This window comes from Agrobacterium sp. MS2 (assembly GCF_003261015.1).
GTDB classification, from domain to species: Bacteria; Pseudomonadota; Alphaproteobacteria; order Rhizobiales; family Rhizobiaceae; genus Agrobacterium; species Agrobacterium pusense.
Genome location: NZ_QLNF01000086.1, coordinates 211,622 through 225,265, shown reverse-complemented (window position 1 = coordinate 225,265; position 13,644 = coordinate 211,622). Strand labels below are relative to the sequence as shown.

Below are 13,644 nucleotides of genomic sequence, written 5' to 3'. Positions count from 1 at the left end.
CCCCGCCAGTCGGTGCGCACCGTGCTTGGTGAATCGCTTGCGATCCACAAGCTCGGCGACCGTGAGGAGCGCATGCGCAAGGTCATCACTGATGTCGGCCTGCCGGTGTCTTTCCTCGACCGTTTCCCGCACCAACTCTCCGGCGGCCAACGGCAGCGCGTGGCGATTGCGAGGGCGCTGATCCTGGAACCGTCGCTGCTGCTGCTCGATGAGCCGACCTCGGCGCTCGATGTCTCGGTGCAGGCAGAAATCCTCAACCTCTTGCAGCGGCTGCGGGAAGAGCGCGGTTTCACCTATATCATGGTGACCCATGATCTCGCCGTGGTCGATCACATGTGCGATCGCTTCGCCGTGATGCTGCGTGGCGAAATCACCGAAATCCTGCCGCGCGAGGCCATTGCTGGCAACGATGCAACGCATCCTTATGCGCGCGAACTGATCGGTGCCTCGCTGGAATATGAAGGCGCGTGACGACACCAAGAACGTGACCGTCCTCCTCCGGGGCGCCACGGATGATAACAGCCTCCTTCCTTGCCCGGCCTCCCCGCCGGGCATTTTTTTGGGGGAGGCAGGCCGAAGATAGAAAAGACCGGTGGTAATCGGGCCTTGGGCTGCTGACAAACGGAGCCTCTCCGCCGTCATGCCGGACTAGATCCGGCATCCAGCTACGGCGTGTCTGCGCCATAAGAGGAGTCTTACGAGATCAAGTACTTGATCGGTCTGGACCCCGGATTTAGTCCGGGGTGACGGAGTGCGGATGCCTCACTTTTGGGGAATATTTCGGCTTTGTAAGGCCTCGTCGGCAGCAAAAAAAGCGCGGGGTTAGCCGCGCCTTTTCTTACTCGCAGATATGGCGGCCGATTATCGCTCCTTGCTCACCACTTCAAACCTCGAGAGCCAGGGGCTGACGATCATGCCCTTGACGTCGCTGCGGAAGGCTGCGGTGTCGACCACTTCGGAGAATGGCTGAATGGACATGACGATTTCATCCATATAACCCTGCAGGTCTTCATAAAGCTTCGTCTGTTTTGCCGCATCGCGCTCAACAAGCGCTTCCTCGATCATCTTGTTCAGCTTTTCGTCGAAGAAGCTGGTGCGCCAGCTCTGGTAATTCGTGAGCTTGGCGTCATCGGCATTATTGGGATTGTAGGCAATCGAGCGCAGGTTGTTGTCCGGGTGCGGCTGCTGGCCGCCGCCACCGCGGCCGAGCAGCAATTCGAAGTTGCGCTCGCGCATCGCACCATAGATCTGGTCGCCGGAGCCGCTGATCAGCTCGGCCTGAATGCCTGCCTGCGCCAACGTGTTCTGGATCGCCGTTGCGGCTTTCATGAACGGGTCTTCCGAAAGCACGCGCAGCGTTGTCTTGAACCCATCAGGATAACCGGCCTCGGCCAGAAGCGCCTTGGCTTTTTCAATATCGAGCTTGTAGCCCTGGTCCGGCAGCGCACCCATGACGCCGGTGCTGAGGGAGCGCTGATGCAGCTTGCCGTAATAGGGCATGACCGCCTTGTCGAGACCATCGTAATCAATCAGGTAACGCAAGGCCTCGCGCACCTTCTTGTTCGCGAATTTCTCATCCTTCATCGAAACGCTGAGGTAATAGAAACCGGAGCCCGGTGTGGATTCGATGGTGACGGCCTTGTCGGCCTCAAGTGATTTCAGATCCGGAGCCTGCAGGGAATAGGCAACGTCGATATCGCCCTTTTCCAGCATGAGCCGCTGCGACTGCGATTCCGGCAGATGGCGCATCAGGATACGCTTCATCTTGGCCTTTTCACCCCAATAATCGTCGTTGCGGGTGAGGATGATGTATTCGTTGGATTTCCACTGGGTCAGCTTGAAGGGGCCGGAGCCGGCGGAATTCAGCGTCAGCCATGCGCCGCCGAGATCGCCATCCTTCTCATTCTCAAGCGCGGTCTGGCTGTCGATGATCGAGCCGGGACCGTTCTGGGCAAGGATCATCAGGAGAAGGTTGGGATCGTCGGGCTTGGGGATATTCAGCACGAAGATCTGATCGCTTTCGGCAACGAAAAGCTTGTCGGCCTCTTCGAGCTTGAAACCGCGGGTTTTCAGAAAGGATGATTGCGCCAGATTGCGGGCGAGCAGCCGTTTGAGGCTCCATGCCACATCCTTTGCCGTCACGGCATTGCCGGAAGCGAACTTGGCATCGGCACGCAGATGGAAACGGATCGACTTCCGGTCTTCGGCTATTTCCCAGCGTTCGGCAAGGCGCGGCTGGACGCTGCGGTCCTCAGGCGAAAGCACGATCAGGGTGTCATAGATATTGTTCAGAACCTGCACGGTCTCGCGGCCGGTGATGGCGGCGGGGTCGAGTGTGAGGATATTGCTCATGGTCGTGGCGACAATGAGCTGGTCCTTTGGCGTCTCGGCAAAAGTGCTGAGCGGCATGGCGCCGATCAGCAGGGCGCCAAGTGCTGCTGTTGCAAGAAAATGTTTCATCTTTCCTCCCAATACGGCCGCTTCATACGGCCTTCCACGTTTCGATCCACGTGCCCGGTTCCTCCTCGGGCGGCGTGTGATCAACCAAGAATATCATTGACTGGTGTGGCCAGGGCCCGGCCGATCGCCGCTGTCGCCGGCGCGTCCAGATGCACGCCGTCCATCGGCGAAGCACTGGCGACCGAACCGGCGTCGAAGAAGTGATGTCCGAGTTCGGTAGCGAGTTTTTGGTAAAGCGGCGCAAGCCTGAGCGATTGCCCGACATCCCGCCCTCCCGCCGGTTCTCCACCCGGGCCTGCAACGCAGTGCGGTGGGGCAACGATCAGCAGTTTCGGTACCGCTTCTCGCGGCTTGTAGATGAAGGTCTCGACGATCTGCGCTAACCGGCGCATGCCGGAAACGGCGGCTTCCGCGCGTCCGCCATGCACCGGTTTGATGTCATTGGTGCCGAGCATGATTATGACGAGGTCAAGCGGCATATGGCACGAGAGCGCTATTTCCAGCGCCCGCACGCCGTTGCGGCAGGCCGGACCGGCGTGGTCGTCGTAGCAGGTGGTTCGTCCGCCAAGACCTTCCGGGTAAACTTTCGCCATGCCGGCAAGCTCGATTTCCAGAACCTCCGGCCAGCGATATGCGGCGGGGTGCCTTAGGCCCGTTGCCGGGTCCGCGCCCCAGGTGAGGCTGTCGCCGAAGGCGAGCACCGTTTTCATCGCCGTTACCTCACCCGGTTGTTGTCGATGAAGGTAAAATCGATGTCCTCGCCAAGGCCCGGCCGGTCGGGAACGTGGACAAAGCCATCCCGGTCCATCGGATCGGACAGAGACTTCAGATAGTCGTGGCCGTCATCATATTCGAGGAAGGGATGTAGCAGGCCACGCTCATACCAGCGGCAATTCTTGGTGGCGGCAACCACATGCAGGTTCATGGCGGTATTTCCATGCACTTCGCACTCCATACCGAAGGCTTCGGCCAGATGCATCGTCTTCAGCGCCGGTGTGATGCCGCCGACATCGTTGACGCCGGTGCGCAGAATGTCGCAGGCGCCGGCCTTGATCCATTCGGCACGGTGCCAGTGTTTGCCGGCCGCACTTTCCGGGCCGACGACCGGAATATCGAGATTGTCGGAAAGCCACTTGTAGGAGGACAGCGACTGTTCATCCATCGGCTCCTCGATCCAGTCGAAACCGAGTTTTTCGAGGCCACGGCCCAGCGCCAGCGCATCGGTGCGGGAGTACCAGTGGAAGGCGTCAATCATCAGGCGGATATCGGGGCCGACCGCCTCGCGCACGGCCGCGCAGGCCTTGAGGTCCATCTTCACATCCGGCGCCCAGCTGACGGGCGGCATCCACGTGTGCAGCTTGATGCCCTTGTAGCCGCGCTTCACCAGTGTTTCGGCAAAGCGGCCGTAGTCGTCCGGTGTCGCCAGCCCGCCTTCCAGTTCGTCACCGCACATGATGGAGCCATAGGCGAGCACCTTGTCGCGATAACCGCCGATCAACTTGTATACAGGTTGGTTGAGGGAGCGGCCGGCAAGGTCCCATAGCGCGCAGTCAACCACCGCCAGCGTGCGGTCAGTCAGTTGGGCGGCCGAACCGCGCTGCCAGTGGGCAAGGTCCTGCCACAGCCGTTCGCGGTCTCGATGGTCCTCACCGATCAGGACTTTCTTGACGAATTTTTCGATGACATGCGGGCGAACGATCTCTGGCGCGGTAAAAGAATGGCCCTCGTGGCCGTCCTCTGTCCGGATCGTCAGCATGGCCTGTTCCACCTGATGCGCCGGACCCGGATGCGCGTGGCCGGCACTGTCCGAGTGCCGACGGGTCGTCGTGCGGAAAACACGGACCTCGACGTCGGTAATGATCATAATTCCTCCCTCATTCAGGTATCTCGGCGTTGTTGGTCGCCGCAATGTCATACATGTGCGCAACATGTATGATAATCTGTATTACATGTTGGAGGGAGAAATCAAGGTCATTTGTGCTCGACGCTGCGCAGGTCGGCGGTGAGGAACAGCCTTTGGCGAATTTGCCTCAGTCCAAAAGAGACCCGAGGAAGCGTGAGGGCGACCTGTGTGGAGGGATAGTCCACAATTTTAGTGTATTATTGAATCGCGCAACGATCTTTCAACAATGGCCGGGACTATAAACGAACATGCCGCGCCAGTTGCCGCCTTCATCATGCATGCTGTGTGAGCATGCGTCGCATCGGGCGGTCGTTCCCAACCAGGATGGCTGCATTTGCGTCGCTGAGTTTCAACTCGTTTCCGGATGCGCGCCCATGCCCCTTTCCCACATCTCCCATTTCGCCTTTCTTGTCCCGGGCAACTATCATGACGATGATCCGGGACAGGGGCTGGAAGAAACACTGCAGCTTTTCGAAGCAGGAGAGGCGCTGGGTTATCATAGCGCCTGGGTCCGCCAGCGCCATCTGGAGCGGGGTGTCTCCTCTGCGGCGACTTTCCTCGCTGCGGCTTCGCAACGAACCAGACGGATCGGGTTAGGCACCGCCGTTATTCAACTCGGTTACGAGAACCCATTCAGGCTGGCGGAGGATCTGGCCACCGTGGATGTCCTGTCGCGCGGACGGCTGAATGTGGGGGTTTCGGTGGGCGCACCGCCCTTCGCCCATCTTATTTCCGACTATGTTGATACGGTTATCGAAGCGGACTACAGCCACGCGCGCGCTGAGAAGCTGGCGAGGGCGCTGCGATCGGAGCCGCTGTCGAACGAGACGGAGGCGGGCAATGCGGCCGGTGCGCAAGTGCCGCGGCTTAGGCCAGTCGCCAAGGGGCTGACGGACCGGTTATGGTATGGCGGTGGATCGCAGAACTCTGCGCGCTGGGCTGGCAGGGCAGGGTTCAATCTTCTGACGGGCAATATTGTCAGCGGCGAAAATACCGATGATTTTCTGACCGCGCAGGCGGCTCTCGTTGCTCGCTTCCGGCAGGATTGGGCGCATGAGCGCGAACCGCGTGTCGCTCTTGGCCGCGTGATCCTGCCAACCGATAGCGCAAGCCCCGCCACGCGCCGCCGTTACCACGAATTCGTTGCCGAGCGGGACAAGCGCACGACCTCGCCGCATGGGGCGCGCCGCACGCTTTTCCTGCCGGATATCGTCGGGACGACGCATGAGATTCTGGAAAGATTGTCGAGCGACCCCGTTCTGCCGTTTGTCTCGGAATTCCGCCTCGAACTTCCCTATGAATTCCAGCCGGACGATTATCGCCAGATCGTGACGGATTTCGCCTCTGTCCTGCCGCAGCTTTCCGGCGAAAGGCCGGTTTTGAAAGTGGCGATGGGGCAATAACATCGCCACCTCCCGCCATTCGACTTTCAATGGAAGCCGGCGGGAGGTCGACTGAGCGACATTGCTGCATCCGTCCTTCAATCGGGGTATGGCAGGCCATATCGGTCGCGGATCGTCGCGGCTTCATATTCGCGCGGGTAAACCCCACGATCCTGCAGTACCGGAACAACTTGTTCGACGAATTCAGCGATATCATCGGGCGCCCGTGGCGGCTGTAATGTGTAGCCGTCCACTGTGCCATCCTGCCAGAGGTCGATAATGCCGTCCGCTACCTCTTCCGCCGTGCCGAGCAGCAGCCGGTGGTGTCCTTCCGAGCGGCGTACGGCCTCGCGGGCAGTCAGTTTTTCATGGGTCAGAAGATCGGAAAGGCCAAGGCCCATGCCTACCGCCCATTGCCGGTTCTGATCGGGGATGAAACGTTCGGCATCGAGTTTTGCGTCGGGGTCGAACTCGCGAGGCTCTATGCCGTTTTCTCTGGCGAAACGTGCCAGAAGACCGTCTTCCGAACCGGCGCCGCTGTAGAGTTCATGTTTACGCAAGGCTTCCTGCCGGGTTTCGCCGAGAATGACGACGAGGCCGGGAACGATGCGGATGCCAGAGGGATCGCGCCCGAGGGAGACGGCGCGGTCGCGGACCTTCTTGCAAAAGGCCTGCCCTGCGGGACGTGACAGAATATTGCAATAGATGATCTCGCCATGGCGTGCCGCGAGATCAATGCCGCCTTCGGAGGCGCCGGCCTGCGCGATAACGGGATGCCCCTGCGGCCCGCGCGGAACGTTGAGGGGGCCTTTGACATGGAAATATTGCCCCTCATGATCGATGGTTTCGGCTGTCGCCGCATCCCAGAAGCGGTTCTCCGGCACGTCGCTCTCGCGGCGGGGGTCCCAGCTAGACCAGAGCTTTTTTGCGACATCCAGGAATTCGGTAGCCTTGGCATAACGTTCGCTGCGCGGCGGCAGCGGGTCGTTGCCAAAATTGGCGGCAACATTGGGATTAAAGGAAGAAACGATATTGACGATCAGCCGGCCGCCGGTGACGAGATCGATGGATTGAGTTCGTCTGGCGAAATTATAGGGCGAATTGTAGGTGGAGGACACGGTTGCCACAAAGCCGATATCCGGCACCTGTGCGGCAAGCGATGTCGAGAGGATGAGCGGATCAATGGTGTGGAACGGCCGGCTTGCCGGGTCGGTCAGCAGTGCCGGGTGGTCGGAAAGGAAAACGGCGTCGAACCGGCCCTTATGCGCCAGTTCCGTCAGTCGTCGGTAATATCCGATATCGTTTATATCGTGCCGGTCTCCGCTCCGATATTTCCAGGCATTGGCGAGATATCCTGTCGTGTTGATGCCGACGTTGAGATTGAGCCGGCGTTTGGTCTTGCTCATGCTGCCACTTTTTCTTTCGGGTCTGTTGGATTATCGGCCTGTATGGCCGCGCAACTGCGGGAAGCGTAACAGCCGGGGGGCCGGTCGCGAGTTAAAAATCCTTGCTGTGCGGAGAAGAAAAACTTTCGTCTCCAGTTTCACCCACGCGTGGTCGATCTGATCGATGCCCGACAAAAATCCCGGCGAAATCCTGCTTTTATCGAAAGGATATTCCGCCACGCGGCGCATGAGCTGGTAAGATGGAAACGAATTTCCTCAATCGCGTTTGAAATAGTACACTTTATCTATAGAAAATGTTTTATTGCGTGTAGCGTGCCGTCCAGATCGCAATTTCGAGGACGAACGCCATGGCCAACGCCGCTCTTCGCCAGGGAACCCAACCCGTAACGGTGTGGTATACACGCTGCCCGGCGCCCACGCCGCTTTCCATCGCAACGCAACTGGGCTGGATTGAGCAGAGTTTTGCCAACCAAGGCATCTCCGTTTCCTCCATTCGCGATGCGGCCGATCCAGCCATTCGCCAGAGTCATTTTGATCATCGGCTGGACTGGTCATTCCGTCAGGGCGGCAACATCCCGCCGATCTGGGCGAAATCCGGTGGCCGGAAAACACGGCTGGTGGGGCTGACAAGAACCGACGAGTTCCAGGCCGTCATTGCCTTGCCCGCAAGTGGCATAAGTAAGGGAAGCGACCTGAAGGGGCGGCGCATCGGTCTGCCGAAGCGCCCGGACGAGATCATCGATTTCCAGCGTGCCACGTCGCTCAAGGGCATCGTGTCGGCATTGACGGTCTCGGGGCTTTCCATCGCAGATGTCGAGCTTGTCGAGCTTGCTGCCAAAGAACCCGTGCTGCTCGGCCCGACGGAGGAACGGTTCCACGGTCTGCGCCGGCGGCTTCCCTATGGCGAGGAAATCGCAGCATTACACCGGGGCCAAATCGATGCATTTTTCGTCAAGGGCGCGGAAGGCGTCACTGTCGCCAATCTCATCGCCGCGCAGGTCGTGGTATCGACGGGTTTTCACCCTGCTCCGAAGATCCGCATCAATAACGGTACGCCGCGTCCCCTGACCGTGGACGCCACTTTTGCCGATGAGCGTCCGGATCTGGTAGCGGAACTGGTGGCCACGGTTCAGCGCGTTGCGGATTGGGCAAATGACAATCCGGGGGAGGCCGTGCGTTTCATCGCTCGCGAGATCGGCGTCAGCGAGGAGGCGGTTCTCGCTGCGAATGGCCCGGACGTATATCGCAATCTGAGACTCGATCTCGATCCGGCTGAGCTGGATGCGCTCAGTCACTTCAAGGATTTCCTGCTGCAATGGAAATTCATTCCCGAAGATTTCGATGTCCAGGACTGGGCCGATCCACGCGCCCTTTCTGCACCGCAGGATACCGCGCACCATATTGTTGGGAGATGATAACATCATGGCAGCCATCATTCTTGTAACGGGTGCAACGGGCAAGCTCGGGCAAAGGGTCGTCAGCCGTCTTTTGCAACGTCAGGCGGAGGTTCGGGTATTGACCCGCCGGCGCGAAGACGCGCTGAAGCTGTGGGGCGACAGGGTCGAGATTGCGGAGGGTAATTTTTCCGATCGGGCCAGCCTGAAGGCGGCAGCGCAGGGGACCGACAGGGTGTTTCTGCTTTCGCCCATCGGGGAGACGCTGGCGGCAGACCAGAAGACGGTCATCGATGCCGCTCTCTCCGCCGGTATATCGCGGATCGTGAAAATATCCGGTTCCGACTGGACTATTGGAAATGCTGCACGCTCGATTTCGGGAGCGGCGCATGGCGAGGTGGAACAATATCTGGCGGCAAGCGGCATCGCGCATACGATGTTGCGGCCGAACGCCTGGATGCAGGTTGCGCTGGAGCCTGTTGTCGCCGCGCTTCGCAAGGGCGAGGACGTGCCGGCCCGTTTCGGCGATGCGGCGGTCTCCTTCATCGATGCCGACGATATTGCCGATGTCGCTGTACAGGCTCTGGCTTCAAGCGCACCGCTCGTCGGCCCATTGGTGCTGACCGGACGCGAAGCGCTGACGGCGCTGGAAATTGCCCGCATTGCGGCCCGTATCCTGCATCGGCCCGTTGGCGTTTCGCACCATGCTGCCCCCGTCTTTCCGCCGCATATCGGCGCTTTCGAACAGACGGCGATCGGTGAATTCGGAGAACTCATCCGCGAAGGTTTCGCCGCATCCATCACCGACGCCATCTACCATATCACCGGCCGCCAGCCCCGCAGTGTCGAAGATTATCTGCGCGCGCGGCTGGCGACTGCCCCACAGGGCGATCATTCCGAGGGAGAAAAGACATGGCGCTGACTGTTCCATTACCCGAAGATTCTGAGCTCAAAGGTCTTGAGCTGAAAGGCCCGGCTGATTTCGACAACAGCCCGCTCAGTCGCGCCATAAAGCAGCCCCTGATGCTCGGTCTGTTCCTCAATCTGCAGGATATCAATTTCTCCAGCTTGCCGACCAGCAACAGCTGGACCTTCGATTACAATGTCGAGCTGGTGAAGCGTGCCGAAGAGCTCGGTTTCGAAATCGCCTTTAGTCGCACGCAATGGCTGCCGAAGGGTGGTTATGACGGTGAATCCTCGCTTGACAGTTTCATTGCGCTTGGCGCGATGGCGGCGGTGACGAAGAGCATATTGCTGATCTCCACCATCCACGTTCTTTACGGCCCCCTGCATCCGCTGCATCTCGCCAAATATGGCGCGACGCTGGATCATATCGCCAAAGGGCGCTGGGGCATCAACATCGTCACCGGCCACCGTGCCATCGAACATGAAATGTTCGGCTGGCAGCGGATCGATCATGACAAGCGTTATGACATGGCGGGGGAATTGTTCGATGTGCTCCACCGCCTTTGGGGAGAAACCGAAAACTTCACTTATGAAGGCAAGCTCAACCCGTGGGCGATCAACAATGGCTGGATCACGCCGAAGCCCGCCTTCGGCCGCCCCCCGCTGGTGACAGCGACGGGTTCTCCCGCCGGTATCGATTTCGCCGCCCGTCATTCCGATCTGGTTTTCGTCACTTCGCCGGGCGGTGCGCATATAGACAGTGCGCTCGAAACGCTTCCCGATCATGTCGCCACCATCAAGAACCGCGCCAAAGCCTATGGCCGGCAGGTGAAGACGATCATCAATCCGATCATTGTCAGTCGCGATACGGAGAAGGAGGCGATCGCCTATGCCGATGCCATCGAGGCCGGAAAGCCGCAGCCCGGCACGCGTGCTTTCGCCACCAACAATTACGACAGCGACGCCCATGCCTGGCGCGGACGCGGTGATGCACGCCACAAGCAGGGCCGCAATCTAGGTGGCAATATCGAAATCATCGGCTCGCCGGAACAGGTGGTCGAGCAGCTTGTCGGCCTGAAGAAGGCGGGGATCGATGGCGTTCAGCTGAATTTCTACGATTTCCGCGAAGACCTCGATTATTTCGCCGAGCGTATTCTGCCCTTGATGAAGGAGGCGGGCCTGAGGCTCTGACGCCTTTCCAGCCCTGATTTTCCTATCCGAAGCCAATCCTTCGCAATCGTCCGATTGCGAGAACGATATTTTTTGTCCTGAGGAGATACCGTGAATATCGCCGTCGATCCCGTTAAAACACCCGCCCCTAAAATCATCGACCGGATCGGGACGTTTGTTCCCGAGCTCGTCTCCATCCGCCACGACCTGCACCAGCATCCCGAAATCGGCTTCGAGGAGGTTCGCACGTCAGGCATCGTCGCTGAAAAGCTTGCTTCCTGGGGCATCGAGGTTCATCGCGGTTATGGCAAGACCGGCGTGGTTGGCGTGCTACGCGGCCGTCATGCGGGCAATCGCTCCATCGGGCTCCGGGCCGATATGGATGCCCTGCCGATGCCCGAGGAAACCGGTCTGCCCTATGCGTCCGTCTACCCCGGAAAGTTCCATGGCTGCGGGCATGATGTGCACACCACCATCCTGCTCGGCACCGCCCGTTATCTGGCGGAAACCCGCGATTTCGCCGGCACGGTGGTGTTCATTTTCCAGCCTGCCGAAGAGGGGCTGGGCGGCGCGCGCGCCATGATTGCCGATGGGCTGTTCAAGGATTTTCCGGTCGACGAGATTTACGGGCTCCACAATTCCACCCGTGCCGCGCCCAATCACCTCAAGGTTTCGCCGGGCACCATTCTGGCTGGTGCGGATTTCTTTGACATCCGGCTCAAGGGCCGGGGTGCTCACGCCGCGCATCCCGATGTCTCCCGCGACCCGGTGCCGGCAACGGGTGAGCTGATCCAGGCGCTGCAGACCATCGTCAGCCGCAACGTATCGCCCACCGATCCCGCCGTGCTGTCGATCACGCGGATCGAAGCTGGATCAGCCTATAATGTCATTCCCGAAACGGCCGCGATTGCCGGAACAGTGCGAGCCTTCTCCGACAGCGTGCGCGAAACCATAAGGGGCCGCATCCGCACCATCTCGGATCACATCGCTGCTGCCTACGGCCTGACTGCTGAGGTGGATATTCGCGACATCTTCTCGGTCCTTACCAATGATGACGTGTCAGTGGAAATCGTTGCCGGCGTGGCGCGCGAGGTTCTGGGAGATGAACGCGTTTCTACCGAGCCCGGCCGCTTCATGGGCAGCGAGGATTTTGCCGATCTTTTGAAACACGCACCAGGTGCGTTTTTCACCCTTGGCCATTCCGGCACGGTACCTGCCCACAATCCCGGTTTCATCGTTGACGACGACATCCTGCCCGTCGGTGCGACCCTGTTCGCGCGGCTGGTGGAAACTCGGCTGAAACCTGCCTGAAATTTAAAAACAAGTCTGTAAGAGGAAACATCCATGGATATTACAAGACGTAAGACATTGCTTCTGAGTGCCGCCCTGGCCGGAGCCACGTTGCTGCCATCCCTGCCGGCGCTGGCCGCGGAAACGCCGAAAAAGGGCGGCATCGTCACTCTTGCGGGTCTCGGCGAGCCGACGACGTTGGTGCCGCTTTCCGATTCCAATACGCGCACCCGAGCCATTTCCACGAAAATCCTGGAGGGGCTGGTGCGGTTCGACAGCGAGTTCAAACCGCATCCGGTTCTGGCGGAAAGCTGGGAAACATCGGCCGACGGGCTGCGCTACACTTTCAAGCTGCGCAGGGGCGTCAAATGGCATGATGGCAAGGATTTCACGTCGCAGGACGTCAAGTTTTCGTTGCTTGCCTTCAAGAAGGTCGGACCACGGGGGCGCATCACCTTCGCCAATGTTGCCGATATCGAAACGCCTGATCCGCTGACGGCCGTGGTGGTGCTTTCCAAACCCGCGCCTTATCTTCTGCGCGCGCTGACGGGTGGCGAAACGCCCATATTGCCGGCCCATGCCTATGCTTCGGAAAACTACAATGAAAGCCCGAACGGCAATGCGCCAATCGGCACAGGCCCCTTCGTGTTCGAGGAATGGAAACGCGGAAGCTATGTGAAGCTGAAGAAGAACCCGGATTACTGGCAGGCCGATCTGCCTTACCTTGACGGTTTCGTGGCACGGTTCGTCGCCGATGCGGCTTCCACCACCATTTCCGTGGAGACGGGTGAGGCGGATTACACCGCCGACGTCTCCTACAGCGACCTTGAGCGCCTGCGGCAAAATCCGAAACTGGCTGTGGAGGTCTATACCGACGCTTATCTCAACAATGCGGCCGTGTTCGAGTTCAATCTGGAGAACCCAATTCTGGCGAAGAAGGAGGTGCGTCACGCGCTGGCCCATGCCATCGATCGCGATTTCATCAATGACGCCATCTTCTTCGGGACGGCGAAACCTGCCGGTTCCAACATCCCGGCAGTCTTCACCGCCTATAACGACGAAAAGCCTTTCACCTATCCCTTCGATCTCGCCAAGGCGAATGAGTTGCTGGACAAGGCCGGTTATCCGAAGGGCGCGGATGGCACCCGCTTTTCGCTGCGGCTCGCCTTTCTGCCGTCCGACGTCTTCCGTAAAACGTCCGAATATCTCCGCTCATCCTTCGGCAAACTCGGCGTGAAGGTGGATATCGTCGAAGGCGATCTCGCCACCTTCATCAAGCGCGTTTATACCGAGCGCGGTTTCGACCTGACGGTGAACGGCATCAGCCGGTTGTTCGATCCGACAGCGGGCGTGCAGCGTCTTTATTGGTCCGATGGCATCAAGAACCCCGCGCCTTATGTCAACGCCGCCCACTATAACAATCCTACGGTGGACAATCTTTTCCGGGCGGCCGCCATCGAGGTTGATGAAACGAAGCGGGCCGGGCAGTTCCATGAGATCCAGAAAGTCGTCGGCGATGACCTGCCGAATTTTTCGATCGTTGCTTTGCCGACCGTCATTCTACGCAACACCAGCCTGAAATCGCTCGTGACGACCATCGACATTGCCTATGGCGATCTGGCGACGGCCTGGAAAAGCGAGTGAGGACAGAAATCCGATCACCCTGCGGCGCGAAAGTTATGACGAACTTTTCTCCGCATTCAACGTCATCCTCGGTCTTGCACCGAGGATCT

The 13,644-nt window shown here is 59.5% G+C and carries 11 protein-coding genes; 7 read left to right on the top strand and 4 right to left on the bottom strand.

Annotated features, from left to right (window positions below; all coding sequences use genetic code 11):
• Window positions 1-471 (top strand): ABC transporter ATP-binding protein (locus DOU54_RS23930; protein ID WP_286079955.1); only part of this gene is annotated, 471 nt, incomplete at its 5' end.
• Between the two features lie 390 nt (window positions 472-861).
• On the opposite strand, the gene DOU54_RS23925 is transcribed toward DOU54_RS23930, so the two are convergent.
• From DOU54_RS23925 to DOU54_RS23915, 3 genes are all read right to left on the bottom strand, one after another.
• Window positions 862-2,460, bottom strand: a complete 1,599-nt coding sequence (locus DOU54_RS23925) for an ABC transporter substrate-binding protein (RefSeq protein ID WP_004445506.1) — start codon at window positions 2,458-2,460, stop codon at window positions 862-864.
• A gap of 80 nt (window positions 2,461-2,540) precedes the next feature.
• Window positions 2,541-3,170, bottom strand: a complete 630-nt coding sequence (locus DOU54_RS23920) for an SGNH/GDSL hydrolase family protein (RefSeq protein WP_113731915.1) — start codon at window positions 3,168-3,170, stop codon at window positions 2,541-2,543.
• 5 nt (window positions 3,171-3,175) lie between these two features.
• Window positions 3,176-4,324, bottom strand: a complete 1,149-nt coding sequence (locus DOU54_RS23915; protein ID WP_006698448.1) for a mandelate racemase family protein — start codon at window positions 4,322-4,324, stop codon at window positions 3,176-3,178.
• 413 nt (window positions 4,325-4,737) lie between these two features.
• Here DOU54_RS23915 and DOU54_RS23910 point away from each other — a divergent pair, with 413 nt between their 5' ends.
• A complete protein-coding gene (locus DOU54_RS23910; RefSeq protein ID WP_113731914.1) occupies window positions 4,738-5,766 on the top strand; it encodes an LLM class flavin-dependent oxidoreductase in 1,029 nt (342 codons plus the stop codon).
• Window positions 5,767-5,843: 77 nt separating this feature from the next.
• Here the strand turns inward: DOU54_RS23910 and DOU54_RS23905 are convergent, their stop codons facing one another.
• Window positions 5,844-7,151, bottom strand: a complete 1,308-nt coding sequence (locus DOU54_RS23905; RefSeq protein ID WP_113731913.1) for an NtaA/DmoA family FMN-dependent monooxygenase — start codon at window positions 7,149-7,151, stop codon at window positions 5,844-5,846.
• A gap of 347 nt (window positions 7,152-7,498) precedes the next feature.
• Here DOU54_RS23905 and DOU54_RS23895 point away from each other — a divergent pair, with 347 nt between their 5' ends.
• The 5 genes from DOU54_RS23895 to DOU54_RS23875 all read left to right on the top strand — a co-directional run bounded on the left by DOU54_RS23895 (window position 7,499) and on the right by DOU54_RS23875 (window position 13,555).
• Window positions 7,499-8,566, top strand: coding sequence for an ABC transporter substrate-binding protein (locus tag DOU54_RS23895; RefSeq protein ID WP_113731911.1), 1,068 nt, complete (start codon window positions 7,499-7,501; stop codon window positions 8,564-8,566).
• A 7-nt stretch (window positions 8,567-8,573) separates the two neighbouring features.
• Window positions 8,574-9,467 (top strand): NmrA family NAD(P)-binding protein, encoded by an 894-nt coding sequence (locus DOU54_RS23890; protein WP_113731910.1) that lies wholly within the window; start codon window positions 8,574-8,576, stop codon window positions 9,465-9,467.
• Window positions 9,458-10,642, top strand: coding sequence for an LLM class flavin-dependent oxidoreductase (locus tag DOU54_RS23885; RefSeq protein ID WP_035206880.1), 1,185 nt, complete (start codon window positions 9,458-9,460; stop codon window positions 10,640-10,642). The genes DOU54_RS23890 and DOU54_RS23885 overlap by 10 nt, the downstream gene beginning before the upstream one ends.
• Window positions 10,643-10,732: 90 nt before the next feature.
• On the top strand, window positions 10,733-11,932 hold the full coding sequence (locus DOU54_RS23880) for a M20 aminoacylase family protein (RefSeq protein ID WP_113731909.1): 1,200 nt from the start codon (window positions 10,733-10,735) through the stop codon (window positions 11,930-11,932).
• A 33-nt stretch (window positions 11,933-11,965) separates the two neighbouring features.
• Window positions 11,966-13,555 carry an ABC transporter substrate-binding protein gene (locus DOU54_RS23875; protein WP_113731908.1) on the top strand — a complete coding sequence of 530 codons (1,590 nt, stop codon included), beginning with the start codon at window positions 11,966-11,968 and terminating at the stop codon, window positions 13,553-13,555.
• The last annotated feature ends 89 nt before the right edge of the window (window positions 13,556-13,644 follow it).